The organism is Stieleria sp., from assembly GCF_041595215.1.
In the GTDB taxonomy this organism is placed as follows: Bacteria; Planctomycetota; Planctomycetia; order Pirellulales; family Pirellulaceae; genus Stieleria; species Stieleria magnilauensis.
In genome coordinates this window covers 1-1523 of record NZ_JBFHKV010001507.1, presented here as the reverse complement: position 1 = coordinate 1523, position 1523 = coordinate 1, and the positions used below count along the sequence as shown (strand labels likewise).

The 1523-nt window shown below is 59.4% G+C and carries 1 protein-coding gene; it reads right to left on the bottom strand.

The annotated features are described in order from the left end of the window. Positions 1 to 1332: kelch repeat-containing protein (locus tag ABX749_RS32515; protein ID WP_372899696.1), on the bottom strand; the 1332-nt coding region annotated here is incomplete at its 3' end. Positions 1333 to 1523 lie beyond the last annotated feature (191 nt).

Sequence of the window (1523 nt, the reverse complement as noted above, 5' to 3'; positions counted from 1 at the left end):
CATGAAATTGCCGATCGAATACACCCAGTCCTGAGCATACGCCTTGGACGGGATGCCGGTGAACGTCAACGAACTCAGCATCGTCGCGAAGATGCTGCAACCGGCAGCCCACCACGGAATGTGGCTGCCCCCGCGAAAGAAGTCGTCGGTGTTCTTGTTCTTTCGCGCAAAATAAACTCCGACGCCGACCATCGACGCCAGATAGCCGAACAGCACGACGTAGTTGATCAGTCCGAAACTGTGATCGGTTCGATGGACCGTAACGCGATAGACATTCGGCGTGCGGGTTCGTGGTCGCACTTCACCGGTCGGAACGATGATTTCGTCGCCCCACTGGACGGCCGTGGTGGTCACCTGGGTGACGGGATTGCTTCCCGCGGAAACCCAGGTGTCGGTGATGGTGTGGTAGGCGGCCGTTTCGTTGCCAAACCCTGGATGGTCATCCTGCAGCGCGTCGGATTGAAAGAACAGTTCCTCGGTCGCGCCGCCGAGCACGAGTAGGTGACTTTGCCCGTACTTAATACTCGTCCCGGCCATCCAGCATCGCGGTGCGTCGCTTCGTTGTCGCCATGCGCCGGTGCTGGGATTGAATTCCCACACGTCGCGTAGAAACTGGTAGCTGCTGGGTTCGTCCGCCGGTCCGTCTTGGCTGCGCCCGCTGATGACATACACGCAATCGTTGTAGCCATTGTGTTGGCTGACGGTCAGGTTCAACGCACGCGGCGGTCCTGGCCAGCCGGGCAATTCCTGCCAACCGAACTCGCCGTCGCTCGTCTTTTTCGACAAGTCCAGCGCCCAAAGGTTCGTCATCGCGGTTTCCAGCGACTGGCCGCTCTGACCGCCGGCCAGATAGATCACCTCGCCGATCATCGTGGCGGCGGCAAACGCACAGGGTTTGGGCAGCGAGGGATACTCCGTCCTCGTCACGCGTTCGGACGTTGCGTCCCAACTCAGCACGAACACGTCGTCAAAGGTTGCTTGGGAATCGTTTCCGCCGATGCAAACCACGCCGTCTGGAGTCGAGACGGACGCCCCGTACGCGATCGCGCGGGGCAGCCTGCCGCCGTCTTTCCATGCGTAGTCATCGCCATCTCTGGTCATCACAAAGATGCGATCGTGCCAGACTTTATCGTTGTCCCAAACCGGCTTGGGGAAATTCGCCCCACCGGCCACGATCATCGCGTCGTTGTGAACGCCGGCAAACGGACCCGCAAAACCCAGTTCATCGGGCATCGGCGGCAATTCAGTCCACGACAGCATCTCCTGGGCGATCGCCTGAGGTGCTGATGCGACCGCTGCGAGGAAAAACAGGATCTTGAGGAATCGTTTCATTGGGTTCTTTGCGTGATTGTCGTACAGGCTGTTGCGAGCTTCCATTGATTGATTCGCCGGTGTTCGTCGTAGGCTTCGAGCGGATGATTCGATCGGATAAGTGGGCAGGTTGTGCATTGCGGAACGATGAAGTGATCACTGAGCACACCGATGGCACTGAGCCCACGGATGGCAGCGCGGAACCCCGGTTT